General features: G+C 73.4%; 17 protein-coding genes. 15 read left to right on the forward strand and 2 right to left on the reverse strand.

All coding sequences use genetic code 11. The features are described from left to right. The first annotated feature begins 76 nt into the window (after positions 1-76). The 5 genes from IH54_RS0134075 to IH54_RS0134090 all read left to right on the forward strand — a co-directional run bounded on the left by IH54_RS0134075 (position 77) and on the right by IH54_RS0134090 (position 2,903). Positions 77-793, forward strand: coding sequence for a DUF2993 domain-containing protein (locus tag IH54_RS0134075; RefSeq protein ID WP_031524505.1), 717 nt, complete (start codon positions 77-79; stop codon positions 791-793). Between the two features lie 156 nt (positions 794-949). Then, positions 950-1,030, forward strand: a complete 81-nt coding sequence (locus IH54_RS48180; protein WP_355342331.1) for a putative leader peptide — start codon at positions 950-952, stop codon at positions 1,028-1,030. 189 nt (positions 1,031-1,219) lie between these two features. Then, complete coding sequence (locus IH54_RS0134080) at positions 1,220-2,056, forward strand: sulfurtransferase (protein WP_031524506.1); 837 nt, start codon at positions 1,220-1,222, stop codon at positions 2,054-2,056. A gap of 58 nt (positions 2,057-2,114) precedes the next feature. Beyond that, positions 2,115-2,405 (forward strand): DUF1416 domain-containing protein, encoded by a 291-nt coding sequence (locus IH54_RS0134085; protein ID WP_031524508.1) that lies wholly within the window; start codon positions 2,115-2,117, stop codon positions 2,403-2,405. 177 nt (positions 2,406-2,582) lie between these two features. Beyond that, complete coding sequence (locus IH54_RS0134090) at positions 2,583-2,903, forward strand: DUF3099 domain-containing protein (protein WP_078862741.1); 321 nt, start codon at positions 2,583-2,585, stop codon at positions 2,901-2,903. 78 nt (positions 2,904-2,981) lie between these two features. Here the strand turns inward: IH54_RS0134090 and IH54_RS0134095 are convergent, their stop codons facing one another. Beyond that, positions 2,982-3,344 carry a DsrE family protein gene (locus IH54_RS0134095; RefSeq protein ID WP_031524512.1) on the reverse strand — a complete coding sequence of 121 codons (363 nt, stop codon included), beginning with the start codon at positions 3,342-3,344 and terminating at the stop codon, positions 2,982-2,984. Between the two features lie 149 nt (positions 3,345-3,493). Between IH54_RS0134095 and IH54_RS42140 the strand changes: the two genes are divergently transcribed. The 6 genes from IH54_RS42140 (at position 3,494) to IH54_RS0134130 (ending at position 8,864) form a co-directional block, all read left to right on the forward strand. Further along, the gene (locus tag IH54_RS42140; protein ID WP_159012233.1) at positions 3,494-4,321 is read left to right on the forward strand and encodes a hypothetical protein; all 828 of its coding nucleotides are present in this window, start codon (positions 3,494-3,496) and stop codon (positions 4,319-4,321) included. After that, positions 4,318-5,463: a hypothetical protein gene (locus IH54_RS0134105; protein ID WP_031524516.1), complete on the forward strand. Its 1,146-nt coding sequence runs from the start codon at positions 4,318-4,320 to the stop codon at positions 5,461-5,463. Before IH54_RS42140 ends, IH54_RS0134105 begins: the two co-directional genes overlap by 4 nt. After that, positions 5,463-6,470 carry a hypothetical protein gene (locus tag IH54_RS0134110; RefSeq protein ID WP_052398174.1) on the forward strand — a complete coding sequence of 336 codons (1,008 nt, stop codon included), beginning with the start codon at positions 5,463-5,465 and terminating at the stop codon, positions 6,468-6,470. The genes IH54_RS0134105 and IH54_RS0134110 overlap by 1 nt, the downstream gene beginning before the upstream one ends. Before the next feature lie 284 nt (positions 6,471-6,754). After that, on the forward strand, positions 6,755-7,318 hold the full coding sequence (locus tag IH54_RS0134120; protein ID WP_031524523.1) for an FABP family protein: 564 nt from the start codon (positions 6,755-6,757) through the stop codon (positions 7,316-7,318). Positions 7,319-7,408: 90 nt separating this feature from the next. Then, complete coding sequence (locus IH54_RS0134125) at positions 7,409-7,882, forward strand: Fur family transcriptional regulator (protein WP_031524525.1); 474 nt, start codon at positions 7,409-7,411, stop codon at positions 7,880-7,882. Between the two features lie 10 nt (positions 7,883-7,892). Then, complete coding sequence (locus IH54_RS0134130) at positions 7,893-8,864, forward strand: YgfZ/GcvT domain-containing protein (RefSeq protein ID WP_031524527.1); 972 nt, start codon at positions 7,893-7,895, stop codon at positions 8,862-8,864. Positions 8,865-8,876: 12 nt separating this feature from the next. On the opposite strand, the gene dtd is transcribed toward IH54_RS0134130, so the two are convergent. Continuing rightward, a complete protein-coding gene (gene dtd, locus IH54_RS0134135) occupies positions 8,877-9,302 on the reverse strand; it encodes a D-aminoacyl-tRNA deacylase (protein ID WP_031524529.1) in 426 nt (141 codons plus the stop codon). A 434-nt stretch (positions 9,303-9,736) separates the two neighbouring features. Between dtd and IH54_RS0134140 the strand changes: the two genes are divergently transcribed. The 4 genes from IH54_RS0134140 to IH54_RS0134155 all read left to right on the forward strand — a co-directional run bounded on the left by IH54_RS0134140 (position 9,737) and on the right by IH54_RS0134155 (position 13,977). Further along, positions 9,737-10,327, forward strand: coding sequence for a hypothetical protein (locus IH54_RS0134140; protein ID WP_031524531.1), 591 nt, complete (start codon positions 9,737-9,739; stop codon positions 10,325-10,327). 304 nt (positions 10,328-10,631) lie between these two features. Then, the gene (locus tag IH54_RS0134145) at positions 10,632-11,891 is read left to right on the forward strand and encodes a GNAT family N-acetyltransferase (protein WP_031524534.1); all 1,260 of its coding nucleotides are present in this window, start codon (positions 10,632-10,634) and stop codon (positions 11,889-11,891) included. A 77-nt stretch (positions 11,892-11,968) separates the two neighbouring features. Beyond that, a complete protein-coding gene (locus IH54_RS0134150) occupies positions 11,969-12,859 on the forward strand; it encodes a dihydrodipicolinate synthase family protein (protein WP_052398175.1) in 891 nt (296 codons plus the stop codon). A 95-nt stretch (positions 12,860-12,954) separates the two neighbouring features. Continuing rightward, positions 12,955-13,977, forward strand: a complete 1,023-nt coding sequence (locus IH54_RS0134155; RefSeq protein WP_031524538.1) for an aspartate-semialdehyde dehydrogenase — start codon at positions 12,955-12,957, stop codon at positions 13,975-13,977. Positions 13,978-14,357 lie beyond the last annotated feature (380 nt).

Below are 14,357 nucleotides of genomic sequence, written 5' to 3' on the forward strand. Positions count from 1 at the left end.
AACCGCGGCCCCCCTGCCGCCCGTCAGGCGTTGCGGGAAGTGTCAGGGGCGGGACCGATTGGGGAGTGGCGGACGTATGGGTTCGTGGCGGGTATGGCGGACGATCCTGGTCATCGTGGTGATACTCGGCGGCCTGTTCTACGCCGCCGACTGGTTCGCGGTGCGCGTGGTGGAGGACCGGGCCGCGGACAAGGCCCGTACGTCCGAGGGCCTGGAGCACAAGCCGGCGCTGTCGATAGACCACTTCCCGCGGCCGTTCCTGACGCAGGTGCTCTTCGGCAAGATCAAGCACGTCTCGATCAAGGCCGAGGACGTCAACGCGGGCGGTGGGCGGCAGGAGGTGCGGATCACGACCTTCACCGCCGACCTCTACGACGTGAAGCTCTCCGACAGCTTCTCCAGGGCGACCGCAGACCGGGCCACCGGCGACGCCTTCGTGAGCTACGACGACCTGTCGAAGTCCGCGCCCGCCGGGATCAGGGTGAGCGCCGCGCCGCCGGCCGCCGACGGCTCCGCGCGGGTGAAGCTGTCCGCGTCGCTGCCCGGCATGGGCGGTGACCTCAGCGTGTTCAGCAAGGTCGTGGTGAGCGGCCAGAAGATCACCCTGCACGCCGAGAGCATGCCCAAGGAGATCACCGCGCTGGGCCTGGAATCCTCCGTCCGCAAGCAGATCGACTTCGAGGCGAACCTGACCCACCTGCCCCACGGGATCACCCTCACCAAGGCGGTCGGCACCGCCACCGGAATGGACATCAAGGCCGCGGGGCAGAACGTGGAGCTGGTGTCGGGCTGATCCACGGCCTGACCGCGGCCTTCCGGTCGGGGACGATCACCGCGGAGGCGGGCGGGACGCTGCGGCGCCCGCCCGTTTTCCGGTATATGGACAATCTTGTCTCGTCATTTGACACGCCGGTGACACTCGCGGGTCCGCTTCCCTACGATCGGGACCATGAAGCGACAGGCGGATCTCACGAAGCGGCGGGCAGTCGACCTGTGCCGCGTCGCCGCCATGCTCTGTCGCATGCCCTGAGGGGCGGCAGCTCTCCCGCACCGCGCGTCCGGCCGCAAGGCGTCAGCGCTCCTGCCTGCCCCGCGCCGTGCCGCTCGCCGACAAGGCCGCCGGCCCGCACCGCACCCCCGCACCTCGCACCGCAAACGCACCGTGCGCCGCGTACCACGCAGCAACCGCAGCATCCGTACTGCCCCGGAGGAGAACAGCATGAGCCGCAGTGACGTCCTGGTCGACGCCGACTGGGTCGAGGCCCACATCGACGACCCCAAGGTGGTCATCGTCGAGGTGGACGAGGACACCTCGGCGTACGACAAGAACCACATCAAGAACGCCGTCCGCATCGACTGGAAGCAGGACCTCCAGGACCCGGTCCGCCGCGACTTCGTGGACCAGGCGGGCTTCGAGGCGCTGCTGTCCGCCAAGGGCATCGCCAACGACGACACGGTCGTCCTCTACGGCGGCAACAACAACTGGTTCGCGTCCTACGCCTACTGGTACTTCAAGCTCTACGGCCACGACTCGGTCAAGCTGCTCGACGGCGGCCGCAAGAAGTGGGAGCTGGACTCCCGCGACCTCGTCGCCGCCGTGCCCACGCGCCCCGCGACGGAGTACAAGGCCAAGGCCCAGAACACCGCGATCCGCGCCTTCCGCGACGACGTCGTGGCCGCGATCGGCTCGCTGAACCTGGTCGACGTGCGCTCGCCCGACGAGTTCTCCGGCAAGCTGCTCGCCCCGGCCCACCTGCCGCAGGAGCAGTCGCAGCGCCCCGGCCACGTGCCGAGCGCCCGCAACATCCCGTGGTCGAAGAACGCCAACGACGACGGCACGTTCAAGTCCGACGACGAGCTGAAGAAGCTCTACGAGGACGAGAACGTCGACCTGGCCAAGGACACCATCGCCTACTGCCGCATCGGCGAGCGCTCCGCGCTCACCTGGTTCGTGCTGCACGAGCTGCTCGACCAGGGCAACGTCAAGAACTACGACGGCTCGTGGACCGAGTACGGCTCGCTGGTGGGCGTGCCGATCGAGCTCGGCGCCAACTGACCCCGACTCCGATCACCCCGATCGACGACCCCCAGCGACAAGGCGAGGACTGAACGTTATGTGTGGAGCGAAGGCCGGCGGCCCGGAACTGGCGGGCATCGACGTGGCCAAGGAGACCATCATCCAGGGCTCCGTCACCCGTGACGGCGAGCCCGTCAGCGGTTACGTGCGACTCCTGGACGGCGGCGGCGAGTTCACCGCCGAGGTGCCGACCTCGGCGACCGGGCAGTTCCGCTTCTTCGCGGCGCCCGGCACCTGGACGCTGCGCGCGCTCGTACCCGGCGCGACCGTGGACCGCACGGTCGTTGCCCAGCAGGGCACGGCGTCCGAGGTGGCCATCGCCGTCTGAGACGGTTCGACCGGCATACGGTCGTTGTACGGCTGTACGGCTGTACGGCTGTTCTGTGGAGGGCCGCATCCCGCGACGGGGTGCGGCCCTCCGCCGCGGCCCGCCCTCTCCCGTACGGGCGCGGTCCGTTCCGTCCGTTCTGTTTCGGTATCCGCCTGGCGGACGTACCGTTGACATGTGGACGCACGACGCCGTCACTGGTATTTCGCCATGATGGGCACCTGCGTGGTGCTGTTCGTCATGGCGTGGGCAGTCGTGCGCCTGTGGTCCGTTCCGGCAGCGATCGTGATGTGCCTGGTGGCCATGACCATCCCGCCCTTCGCGGCGATCGTCGCCAACCGGCGCCGCCCGGGGGAGCGGTGGTTCGACGAGCAGGACGGGTCGGAGGACGGCGACGGCGCCGACGACGGGCAGGGTGTCTCCGACACCGGCGACCCGCAGTCGGACGCGTGGTGGAACGAACTGGAGGGGCGGGGCCGCAAGGACCACCGCAGATGAGGCCGGGGCCGCCAGGCCCCGCTTTTTTTGTGCGCTCTGTCTGCTCTTCGTGCGTGCGTCCTCGTGCGTGCGCGCGCCTCAGTAGACGAGCGCCTGCACGCCCTCCGGCATGATCTCGCTGACGAAGACCTGCGCGCCCGCGATGCGGACACCCGGCAGGACGTCCCGCTCGGTGATGTCGCGACGGGCGGCGCACTGGCTGCACAGCGTGACCTGGCCCGCTCCGACGACCGCGTCGAGCAGGTCGGGAAGCGGCGCGGCGTGCGGGAGTTCGAACTCCGCGGCCCTCCCCGGCAGTGCGAACCAGGCAGACTCGCCCGTCAGCCACAGCGACACCTGCACACCGCTCGCCACCGCGACCGCGGCCACCGTGAAGGCCTGCGAGCACCGCTCGGGCGCGTCGGCGCCCGCCGTCACCTTGATCACCAGCTTGTTCGCCATCCGACCAGCCTAGGTGCTGGGTGTATGTGGCACACATCACGTCGGGTCTGTGCATATTCGGTGGGGATGCGGTGTGGCGGCTGGACATAATACGAGTCTGTGTGTGATCGGTCGCACACGTGTACGTACATGCGCCTGGGGGGGCACCCATGGAGGAGTTGGGCGGCGACGTGCGCCGCGACGACGACGGCGGAGCGGACGGGGAACGGGCCCCGTCCTTCGAACCGGAGCTGACCGGGGCCACCGCCCCGCCCGTGCCCGCCGAGCGGCCCTACCGGCCGATGACCCGGCGGAAGCTCACGCTCGTGCTCGCCGCGGCTCTCGTGCTCGGCGTGCTGGCCGGCGGCGGGGCGGGCTACGCCGTGCAGAGCGGCCGCCCGGCCACACCGCTGCCGCCGCTCGTCGCCGCGGGCCCGACCCAGCCCGCGGGCCCCGGGCCCACGCAGCCCGCGCCCCAGGTCGCCGACGACCGCAACGCGATCTACGAGGGCAACCTGCTCAAGATGCTGGTGGCGGCCCCCGACGGGGCCAAGCACAGCGAGCGCGGCTGGGTCACGCAGGCGGAACTGGCCGACGAGCTGGACGGGTACAACTCCTTCGAGGAACTCAACGAGCGCGGATTCCGGCGCGCGGTCGAGGCCTCCTGGGACAGCGGGCACGACGACGCGGTCACCACCGACGTCCTGCTCACCCAGTACCGCGACGACACGAGTGTCTACACCGAGCAGGCGCTGCGCGACTCCGCCGGCAACGCGGACCGCGACCACCAGCAGCACGCGGTGCCGCTGCCCGGCACCGTGGACGGCACGGTGTTCGCCTCGAGCAAGCCCTACAAGGAGGACGACCTGGAGGTCTACGTCGGCCAGGCCGACGCCCGGGTCGGGAACATCTTCGTCGAGGTCTACATCTCGTCGCTCGACCCGGTGAGTGAGAAAGCCCTCCAGTCCGTGATCACGAAGCAGCTGGAGCGGCTGTGAGCGACGAGACCCCGCGCCCCGCGCAGCCCGAGGCGCCCGCCGTACCCGAGCCGGAAGCGGCCCCGGCCGCCGAGGTGACGCCCGAGCCCGCGCCCGAGCCTGCCGCCGAGCCCGCGCCCGAGCTTGCCGCGGAGGTGGCGCCCGCGCCGGAGCCTGCCGCCGAGGTGACCCCGGAGCCCGCGCCCGCGCCGGACACCGGGACGGGAGCGGCCCCCGAGGGTGTGCTTCCCGTGCAGCCCGCGGCGTTCGCCGCGCCCGTACCGCCGCCGCCCTCCGCGTACGGATACCCGGGCGGGCAGCCGTACGCCTACCCGGCGTGGGAGACACCCGTGCCGCCCGCGCCCCCGCGGAGGAAGCGGCGGACCGCGCTGCTCGTGGCCGGCGCCCTCGTGGTGGTCGCCGCGGCCGGCGGGGGCTACGCGCTCACCCGGGACGGCGACGGGGGCGGCAGGCCCGGCACGCCCGTGGCCGAGCCGTCGGCGACGGCCACCCCGACGCCGAGCAGCACGTACGCGGTGACCGCGGGCGGTACCCATGTCGGCGACCTCGGCCAGATGCTGCTGCCGATGCCCGAGAGCATGCGGCCGGGCCCGGACGTCGAGCAGTTCGGGAACGACTCCGTCCTCGACGCCTCGCGGGCGAAGACGCTGCTCATGGGCGGCGACAGCGGATCCTCCCTCTTCACCTCCGCGCAGCGCCGCCAGCTCGAAGCCGACATCGACGCGATGCACGTCAAGGGCGCCGCCCTGCGCACGTATCGCACCGCGGACAACAAGCAGACGTACCAGCTCTTCCTCGTGCAGGTCGGCAACAAGACGGCCGCGAACGCCGGGCCGGAGGCCTACCGCTCGCTGACCAAGGGCTCGAAGTACCTGGAGATGGGCCCGGACGTGCCCGGCTACCCGCACGCGGTGTGCGTGCGCCCCTCCGACAACTCCGACGACGACTACAGCGACGACGACTACAGCGACGACTACGACAACTACGACTATCCGTCCGTCGACACCATGTTCTGCGAGGCCACGGAGGGCGACCTGATGGTGCAGTTCCAGGCGGTCGGCACGGCGCTCGACGAGGACGACATCTCCTCGCTGCTGCGCCTCCAGCTCGACCGGGTCAAGGCACCGGAGGAGGGCATCTGATGTCCGACGCGTCCGAGGTCCCCGAGCCTGCGCCCGTCCCCGCCGCAGGCGGGCCCGCCGAGCCCGGGCCCGTGCCCGTCCCCGAGGCCCCCGCACCGGCCCCCGAGTCCCCGCCCGCGCCCGCGCCGCCCGCTCCCGAAGCCGTGCACCCCGCCGCCCCGTCCGCGTACGCGCCCCCTGCGTACGCACCGGCCGCGTACCCACCGCCCCCGCCCGGATACGTGACCGGCGCGCAGGCCGTGCCGTCCGCGCCCCGGCGGATGAGCCCGCGGACGCGGGTGAGGCTGCGCTGGACCGCGGTGCTGCTGGTCTTCGCCGTCTTCGGCGCCGGTACGGCCTACGCCGTGACGCGCCCGGAGCGTACGAAGATCCCCGGCCTCAAGACGCCCGACGACGGACGCTGGACGTACCCCGCGCTCGCGCTGCCGCAGCTGCCGGGCAGCAAGCCCCGCCCCTTCGACTCCACGCACAACCCCGCCGCCGTGCACTACGCCGACCTGCGGACCCTGCTCCTCCCCGAGCCGCAGGACGCGGTGGACGACGCCGCACTCCCCGGCGCGAAGGGCTGGCTGCCGCCTTCCGCCTACCTCGCGACGCGCCCGAACGGCGACGGCCCGCAGCAGGAGGCCGCGCTCAACGAGGGCGGCCTGCGGCACATCGCGGCCCGCGGCTGGACCATGCCGGACGGCACCCGCGGTGAGGTGTACCTGCTCCAGTTCATCTCCAGGGCCTACGCGGGCCGCTACCTCCAGGACCAGGGGTCGACGCCCCCCAAGGGCGTGTCCGCGGGCGAGAAGGACTCCGCGCCGAGCGACCTCACCCACCCCGAGGGCACCGCCGTCCACGCGTTCGGCGAGAAGACCCCGTACGGCCCCGAGATGACGCGGTACGCCGCCGTCGGCGCGGGCGACACCGTCGCGGTCGTGACGCTCACCCGCAAGGGCGGCGCCGTACCGGAGCAGGCCTTCGCCCAGACGGTCGCCCTCCAGGCGCAGATGCTCGGCTGACCCCGCCCGCCCCCGTCCCCCTGTCCCACGGAAGGCCCCGGCCCCTCCGCCGCACCCGGCGCGGGGGCCGGGCGCTTTCCGCCGCCCCCCACGTCAGACGGCCTGTCCGCGTCCGCGCGAGGCCGCGCACTAGACTTGGCGGCGGCCCTGCCCGCTGCCCTCGCGAGGAGCACGTCCCGTGCACATTGAGTACTACTTCGACGCCCTGCTCGTGCTGGTGTGCGTCGCCGTCGCCGCGTTCGCGCTCTACGCGGTCAAGAAGCTCTACCAGGGCCAGCGCTGACATGATCGAGATCCCGTCCGACCTGCACCCCGACCTCGTGCCGCTGGCCTTCCTCCTCGGCCGCTGGGAGGGCGCGGGCGTCTTCGAATTCCCCGGCGCCGAGAAGTGCAACTTCGGGCAGGAGGTCGTCTTCCGCCACGACGGCCGGCCGTTCCTGGAGTACACCTCGCACACCTGGGTGCTGGACGCCGAGGGCAAGAAGACCCGCCCGCTGGAGAGCGAGACGGGCTACTGGCGGATCGGCGCGGACCGCAAGGTGGACGTCACGACGACCCGCGACGAGGGCGTCGTCGAGATCTGGACCGGTGAGCTGGCCGAGGGCAAGCCGCAGATCGACCTGGTCACGGACGCGGTCGCCCGGCTGCCCTTCGCCCCGGAGTACAGCGGCGGCAAGCGGCTGTACGGCTACGTGAAGAGCGACCTGATGTGGGTCGGCGAGAAGGCCACGCCGTCCGTGCCGCTGCGCCCGTACATGTCCGCGCACCTGAAGAAGGTCGTGGACCCGCGCGAGTGGGTCGGTGACCTCAAGGACCTCCCGGACGACGGGATCGCCTTCTTCAAGTAACCGCCGCGCGGCGGTTAGGACGTAGGGGTCCGACCCCTGCCCGCGGTCCGGACCCGGGGCGCGGGGGCGCCACCGCCCTACACTGGCCACGTGGTCACCACCGACTGGAAGAGCGACCTGCGCCGCCGCGGCTACCGCCTCACGCCGCAGCGGCAGCTGGTGCTGGAAGCGGTCGACGCCCTGGAGCACGCCACCCCGGACGGCATCCTGTGCGAGGTGCGCAGGACCGCCTCGGGGATCAACATCTCCACCGTCTACCGCACCCTGGAGCTGCTGGAGGAGCTGGGCCTGGTCAGCCACGCCCACCTGGGCCACGGTGCCCCCACGTACCATCTCGCCGACCGGCACGACCACATGCACCTGGTGTGCCGCGACTGCGACGTGGTCACCGAGGCCGACGTCTCGCTGGCCGCGCCGCTCGGCGAGGGCCTGCGCGAGCGCTTCGGCTTCGAGACGGACATGAAGCACTTCGCCATCTTCGGCCGCTGCGCGGACTGCGCGGCGAAGGCGGCGGCCCGCGAAGCGGCGGAGGACGGCGCGGAGTCCGCGCCGGGCGGGTCGTAGTCTTGACGGCATGACGACGAAGAGCCCCTTGCTGTCGCTGCCCGGCGCTGTCGCGGCGGAAGGCCCCGACGAAGGGGTGGCCGCGCACTACGGCGACCTCTTCCGCGAGCAGCGCTCGCTCGCCGACGGCCGCGGATTCGTGGACCTCTCGCACCGCGGCGTCGTCACCGTGACCGGCGCCGACCGGCTGCCGTGGCTGCACCTGCTGCTCACCCAGCACGTCGAGCAGCTCCCGCCCGGGCAGGCCACCGAGGCGCTCATCCTCTCCCCGCACGGCCACATCGAGCACGCGCTCTACCTCGTGGACGACGGGGAGACGACGTGGCTGCACGTCGAGCCCGGCACCCAGGGCGCGCTGCTCGCGTACCTGGAGAGCATGAAGTTCTTCTACCGGGTCGAGACCGCCGACGCGACCGGCCGCTTCGCCCTCGTCCACCTCCCCGCGGGCTCCATCGTGCCGCTCCCGGACGGCTGGGCGGTGCGCGAGACGCCTTACGGGCGGGACGTGTTCGTGCCGCGCGAGAGCCTGGAGGACTTCGCCGCCCAGGCGGGACCGCCCGCGGGCGTGCTCGCGTACGAGGCGCTGCGCATCGAGGCGCACCGGCCGCGGCTCGGCCTGGAGACCGACCACCGCACCATCCCGCACGAGCTGGGCTGGCTGGAGACCGCCGTCCACCTGCACAAGGGCTGCTACCGCGGCCAGGAGACGGTGGCCCGCGTGCAGAACCTCGGCCGCCCGCCGCGCCGGCTGGTCTTCCTGCACCTGGACGGCAGCGAGGTCCGGCTGCCCGGGCACGGCACCCCGCTGCGGGTGGCGGAGGAGGGCGGCGAGGGCCGCGTCGTCGGCACGGTCACGTCGTCCGCGCGGCACTGGGAGCTGGGGCCGATCGCGCTCGCGGTCGTCAAGCGCAACACCCCCGAGGGCGCGACGCTCGTGGCCGACGAGACGGCCGCCACCCAGGAGACCGTCGTCGCGCCCTGAGCCGTCCGGCGCTCACATCTCCAGGACGACGGTGAAGGGCCCGTCGTTGGTGAGCGACACCTTCATGTCGGCGCCGAAGACGCCCGTCTCGACGGTTGCGCCGAGCGCGCGCAACTCGGCGACGACGGCGTCCACGAGCGGCTCGGCGACCGGCCCGGGCGCGGCGGAGTTCCACGTCGGGCGGCGGCCCTTGCGGGCGTCCCCGTACAGCGTGAACTGGCTGATCACCAGCAGCGGCGCGCCGATGTCGGAGCACGACCTCTCGTCCGGGAGGATGCGCAGCGTCCACAGCTTGCGGGCGAGCTGGGCGGCCTTCTCCTCGGTGTCGTCGTGCGTCACCCCGACCAGCACGCACAACCCGGGCCCCTCGACGGCCCCGACCGTCCGCCCGTCGACCACGACTTTCGCCTCGCTCACCCGCTGGGCCACCGCACGCATGCGCCCATTGTGACGCGCGCGCCGGGGGCGCCGACCCGCGGGTGGGGCGTACGCGAGGGGGCGCGCGGCACCGGCTCCCCGCGCCGGGGCGGCGGCTTCGCACAACTGTTGCGAGGCCCGTTCGGGTGCAGAGTCGCTGCGCGGCCTCGGGCCCAGGTGGCAGCATCGACGCCAGGATCCCCGGACCCGCGGCAGCCCGCCGCGTACGGGGGGTGACTCGCACTCGCGTGCGCGGCGGCCGGTCGCGTACCCGGGGTGACCTGCACCCGGTGTGCGCGGCAACCCGTCGCGCACGCGGGTGACCGCACCTCGCGTGTGCTGCGTGCGGGGGACGACACGCATGACCGCAACCGACGCCGGACAGACTCCCGGCACCGCCGCCCACACCGGCCGGCGGCGCCGCAGAAGCCCACGCCCACCAGGAAGGGCCACCCATGCTCAAGGCCGACGCACCCGGGCCGTCCCGCCCGCCCGCGCCCCGTGCCCCGCTCGCCGACACCGCCGAGCCCGACCTGGGCGCCCTCGACCTGCCCGCGCTGCGCGCCCTGCGCCGCGACGCCCAGCGCGAGGAGGCCGACCTGTCGTACCTGCGCCGCCTGCTGCACGGGCGGATCGACATCCTGCGGGCCGAACTCCGCCGCCGCGCTCCCGCGAGGTCCTCCGGGGAGGGGCCGGGGCCGGACGCGCCCGCACCCGTACCCGTCCTGGACCGCCTCCCGGAGATCCTCGCGGACGGCCCCTCCCGCGTCCGCTCCTCCGCCCGCCACGTCACCCTCGGCACCCCGCTCACCCCGCGCGTCCAGCGGCTCGCCGAGGAGATACTCGCCGAGGTGGAGCTCTCCGACCTCGAAGCGCGCACGGACGCCGAGCTCGACGAGGCGATGGCGCGGCTGGCGCGCCACGAGCAGGAGGTGTCGGGGCGCCGACAGCGCCTCCAGCACACCGTCGACGGCTGCTCCGCCGAGATCACCCGCCGCTACCGCGAGGGTGAGGCGCGTATCGAAGATCTTCTCTGCGAGGGCTGAGCGGGGTTCGCGCTCCGGGGTGCCCCTTGCGGCGGGCCGCGCGACCTTCCGCCGGTGGTGGGCTGGTCGCGCAGTTCTCCCCCAGAGCTTCGCCCGGGAGGTGCCCCCACGCGCCCCTGGCTTGTTCGCCTGCGCGGCATGCGCGAGCCCCTGATGGGGGCTTCCCCTGCGGGGCGGGTCCTGCGGGCGAGGGTGAGCGTTTTCAGGGGCGCGGGGACTGCGCACGCAAGCCGCCGTCGGTGCGGCCGGCCGGCGGGAGGATAACCGGGTGCGGGGGCACGCACGGTGTGCGTACCGTGCCCCGATGGGGACAGAAATTCGCACGCTGGGCGACGACGACGTCGCGGAGTGGCTGAAGGCGCTGAACAACGGGTTCCACCGCGCGGTGGACCTCTCTCCGGAGGAGATCCCGTTGCGGCGCGCGACGATGGAGCTGGACCGTACGCGCGGGGCCTTCGAGGGAGGCAAGTGCGTCGCGACCTTCCGGAGCATGCCGCGGGAGCTGACCGTGCCGGGTGGCGCAACCGTGAGCGCCGACGCGATCACCAACGTGTCGGTCACGGCGACGCACCGGCGGCGCGGGCTGGCGAGCAGGCTGATGGCCGCCGACCTCGCGGCGGCGAAGGAGCGCGGGGACGCGGTGGCGATCCTGGTCGCCGCGGAGTACCCGATCTACGGCCGCTTCGGCTTCGGGCCCGCGACCTGGGTGACCAGCTGGGAGGTCGACACGCCCCGGGCGGCGCTGGACCGGCGGTACGCCGGGCCGGACCCGGCGGAGGGCGGCGTCGAGTTGGTGAGCGGCGCCGAGGTGCGGGCCTTCGGGCCCGACCTGCACGAGCGGGTGCGCCGCGCGACGCCGGGCGCGATCAGCCGCGGCAAGCCGTGGTGGGACCAGCACACCGGCGCGGTGGTCTACGCCTCGAACGGCTACAGCGCACCCTTCTTCGTCGCCTACCGCGACACCGCGACCGGCGAGGTCGACGGCCTGGCGGCGTACCGCGTCAACGACCCGCACTGGCCGAACAAGCTGCCGCACGCCGACGTGACCGTGGTGAGCCTGATCGCCGCGACGCCCGCCGCGGAGGCGGCCCTCTGGCGGCACGTGCTCTCCCTCGACTGGGTCACGAAGGTCACCACGGACCACCGCCCGCCGGACGACGTGCTGCCGCTGCTGCTGGGCGACCCCCGCGCCGCCCGCGTCGAGACGCACGCGGACTTCATGTGGCTGCGGGTGCTGGACGTCCCCGTCGCCCTCAGCGCCCGCGGCTACGCCCCGGTCGCCGCGGACCTCGTGCTGGAGGTGCGTGACGAGGCGGGCCTGGCCGGCGGCACCTTCCGGCTGGAGACCGCGCCGGACGCCGGCCCGCGCTGCGCGCCCGCGCCGGGTGCCGCACCCGATCTGAGCCTGGACGTCGCCGACCTCGGGCGGCTCTACCTCGGGGACGAGTCCGCGCTGCGGCTCACCACGCTGGGCCTGCTGGCCGAGCACCGCCCGGGCGCCGCCGCGACCGCGGACGTCCTCTTCCGCACCGCGCGCCGCCCGTGGTGCCCCGAGGTGTTCTGACACCTCAGATTTGCTTAAGAGTTCATACCAGAATATTTCACTGGACCTACGATGTTGCCCCGGGTGAGACTCGGGACATGACCGCACCCCCGCCCGTCTACGTACCGCTCGTGACCCCCTACACCGCCTCCGGCGCCGTCGCCTACGACGCGCTGGAGGCCCTGGCCCGCGGGCTGCTCGCGGAGGGGGCCGCCGGGCTCTTCGCGCTCGGCACCACGGGGGAGCCGGAGAGCCTGGAGCCGGACGAGCGTGCCGCCGTCGCCGAGCTGGTCGGGCGGGTCTGCCGCGAGGCGGGCGCGTACTTCGCCGTCGGCGTCGGCGGCGGGCGGGACCTCGGCCCGTGGCCGGTCGAGCCGGACGCGCTGCTCGCGACCGTACCGGCGTTCGTCCGGCCCGGCGAGGCAGGCGTGGTCGCGCACTTCACCGCGCTCGCCGCCCGCGCCCGCCTGCCGCTGATCGTCTACCACGTGCCCTACCGCACCGCGCAGCCGCTCTCCGCCCGCGCACTGCGCACCCTCGCCGCGATCCCCGGCGTCACCGGTGTGAAGTACGCGGTCGGCGGCATCGACGCCGACACCGTCGACCTGCTCGGCGACCGCCCCGCCGGCTTCGACGTCCTCGCCGGGGACGACGTCTTCGCGCCCGCGCTGCTCGCCCTCGGCGCGACCGGCGTCGTCGCCGCCTCGGCCCATCTGGACACCGCCGCCTGGGTACGCCTGGCCGCCACCGGCGACCGCGCCCTCGGCCACCGGCTCGCCGCCCGCGCCGCCGCGCTCTTCCGCGAGCCGAACCCCACCGTCATCAAGGCGGCCCTGCACGCGGAGGGCCGCATCCCCACGGCGGACGTACGGCTGCCGCTGCTGCCCGCGCGCCCGGAGTCGCTGGCCGCGGTGGCCGCGGTGGCCGCGGTGGGCGCGGTGGACGCGCTGCCGCCGGGTGTACGCCCCGCCGTACGTCTCGGCACCTGAAACCATTCGCCGCCTGCCGTCGCCTGCGGCGATACTCGAACGGCGGGCACCCCCCACAGACCATGAGAGCCCACGAGAGCGGAGAGTACGCGGCCATGAGGATCGGAATCGTCGGAGCGACCGGACAGGTCGGCGGAGTCGTGCGCCAGGTGCTGGCCGAGCGGAAGTTCCCGGTGGACGAGCTGCGGCTGTTCGCGTCCGCGCGGTCCGCGGGCCGCACGCTGCCCTGGAACGGCACCGAGATCACCGTCGAGGACGCCGGCACCGCCGACTTCTCCGGCCTGGACATCGCCATCTTCTCCGCGGGCGGCGCCACCAGCCGCGCCATCGCCGAGAAGGTCGCCGCGCAGGGAGTCGTCGTCATCGACAACTCCTCCGCCTGGCGCCGTGACCCCGAGGTCCCCCTCGTCGTCTCCGAGGTCAACCCGCACGCCCTCGCCGACCGCCCCAAGGGCATCATCGCCAACCCCAACTGCACCACGATGGCCGCCATGCCCGTGCTCAAGGCGCTGCACGTCGAGGCCGGGCTCACCTCGCTGGTCGCCACGACCTACCAGGCCGTCTCCGGCTCCGGGCTCTCCGGCGTCGCCGAGCTGCACGGGCAGGCCCGGGCGGTCGTCGAGTCCGCGGACAAGCTCACCTTCGACGGCTCGGCCGTCGCCTTCCCGGAGCCGGCCGTCTACGCCCGGCCCATCGCCTTCAACGTCCTCCCCCTCGCCGGGAACCTCGTCGACGACGGCAGCTTCGAGACCGACGAGGAGCAGAAGCTGCGGAACGAGTCCCGCAAGATCCTGGAGATCCCGGAGCTCAAGGTCTCCGGTACGTGCGTGCGGGTGCCGGTCTTCTCCGGCCACTCCCTCCAGCTCAACGCCCGCTTCGAGCGGCCTCTCGGTGTGGAGCGCGCGTACGAGGTGCTGGCGGGTGCGCCCGGCGTGGAGATCTCGGAGATCCCCACGCCGCTGCAGGCCGCGGGGGGCGACGTCTCGTACGTCGGGCGCATCCGGGTCGACGAGACCGTCGAGAACGGTCTTGCGCTCTTCGTGTCGGGGGACAACCTCCGCAAGGGCGCTGCGCTGAACGCGGTCCAGCTCGCGGAGCTGGTTGCGGCTTCGCTCTGAGGGTTGCGCCCGGGGGCGCGTGTTGCGGTGTCCCGCGCGACCTTCCCTTGGTGGGGGTTGTTCGCGCCCGCGCGGCGCCGGCCGCACCTCAGATGCAGCCTCGCGCCCCTGGTGTTGCCCGGCGGGGCATCGCGCTTCTGCTTCGGTGGCGGTGACGGGCTGGGAGGCGCATTCCTGCGGGGGCACCCCCGGATCGTCCCCCTCCCGGCGTCTCGTGGGCGGCTGCCCACCGGTGGGGGCGGGGGTGGGTGGGGTGATCGGCCCCCTCCCGGGGTTGCGTGGGCGGCTGCCCACCGGTGGGGGTGATGTCCCATGGACTGCGGGTCGCCCCCGGCGATGGTGCACCCCCACAGGGGGCCGTCAGCCGGCGTCCCACCTGC

It is taken from the genome of Streptomyces sp. NRRL F-5123 (assembly GCF_000721495.1).
Lineage (GTDB): Bacteria > Actinomycetota > Actinomycetes > Streptomycetales > Streptomycetaceae > Actinacidiphila.

Bases quoted from the DNA above. Each gene is read 5' to 3' on its own strand.
- IH54_RS0134130 (WP_031524527.1), top strand. From the start codon at position 7,893: ATGACGACGAAGAGCCCCTTGCTGTCGCTGCCCGGCGCTGTCGCGGCG.
- IH54_RS0134145 (WP_031524534.1), top strand. From the start codon at position 10,632: ATGGGGACAGAAATTCGCACGCTGGGCGACGACGACGTCGCGGAGTGG.
- IH54_RS48180 (WP_355342331.1), top strand. From the start codon at position 950: ATGAAGCGACAGGCGGATCTCACGAAGCGGCGGGCAGTCGACCTGTGC.
- IH54_RS0134140 (WP_031524531.1), top strand. From the start codon at position 9,737: ATGCTCAAGGCCGACGCACCCGGGCCGTCCCGCCCGCCCGCGCCCCGT.
- IH54_RS0134110 (WP_052398174.1), top strand. From the start codon at position 5,463: ATGTCCGACGCGTCCGAGGTCCCCGAGCCTGCGCCCGTCCCCGCCGCA.
- IH54_RS0134150 (WP_052398175.1), top strand. From the start codon at position 11,969: ATGACCGCACCCCCGCCCGTCTACGTACCGCTCGTGACCCCCTACACC.
- IH54_RS0134095 (WP_031524512.1), bottom strand. From the start codon at position 3,344: ATGGCGAACAAGCTGGTGATCAAGGTGACGGCGGGCGCCGACGCGCCC.
- IH54_RS0134155 (WP_031524538.1), top strand. From the start codon at position 12,955: ATGAGGATCGGAATCGTCGGAGCGACCGGACAGGTCGGCGGAGTCGTG.
- IH54_RS0134075 (WP_031524505.1), top strand. From the start codon at position 77: ATGGGTTCGTGGCGGGTATGGCGGACGATCCTGGTCATCGTGGTGATA.
- dtd (WP_031524529.1), bottom strand. From the start codon at position 9,302: ATGCGTGCGGTGGCCCAGCGGGTGAGCGAGGCGAAAGTCGTGGTCGAC.
- IH54_RS0134080 (WP_031524506.1), top strand. From the start codon at position 1,220: ATGAGCCGCAGTGACGTCCTGGTCGACGCCGACTGGGTCGAGGCCCAC.
- IH54_RS0134085 (WP_031524508.1), top strand. From the start codon at position 2,115: ATGTGTGGAGCGAAGGCCGGCGGCCCGGAACTGGCGGGCATCGACGTG.
- IH54_RS0134120 (WP_031524523.1), top strand. From the start codon at position 6,755: ATGATCGAGATCCCGTCCGACCTGCACCCCGACCTCGTGCCGCTGGCC.
- IH54_RS42140 (WP_159012233.1), top strand. From the start codon at position 3,494: ATGGAGGAGTTGGGCGGCGACGTGCGCCGCGACGACGACGGCGGAGCG.